At 75.1% G+C, this 414-nt stretch carries 1 protein-coding gene; it reads left to right on the forward strand.

Features of this window, described 5'->3' with window-relative positions:
* Positions 1-133: 133 nt before the first annotated feature.
* Positions 134-414, forward strand: a 281-nt coding sequence (locus tag G3I78_RS49390; protein WP_343244046.1) for a DUF4232 domain-containing protein, incomplete at its 3' end; no start/stop codon positions are given.

Genomic DNA, 414 nt, shown 5'->3' on the forward strand with positions numbered 1-414 from the left:
GCAGTCGCCGGCCCCCGGGACCGCCGCGGGCGGCAGCAGTGCCGGCGGCACCGGGCAGGCCAAGCCCGCCGCCTCGGGCTCCCCCGCCGTGTCCGGAGGCAAGGCGAAGCCCTGCACGAGCGAAGACGTAAAGGTGGCGGAGGCCCGCCAGGCTGCCGTCCGGCCGCCCGGCACGGGAACCGGCGCTGCGATCGTCGCCGTCGCCAACACCTCGAAGAGCGCGTGCACGTTGCAGGGATTCCCCACCGTCGCGGGTGCGGGCAACGGGTCCCCGGACAAGAACGTACCGCTCGCCACGACCCACAGCGGCTCGGCGGCCACGGTGTCCCTGGCGCCGGGTGCCCGCGCCTGGACCAAGCTCACCTTCGTCAACGTGCAGGGCGAGGCCGACGGTTACTGCGAGTCCGGCGCGAC

The sequence above is a fragment of the Streptomyces sp. SID13726 genome (assembly GCF_010548375.1).
Lineage (GTDB): Bacteria > Actinomycetota > Actinomycetes > Streptomycetales > Streptomycetaceae > Streptomyces.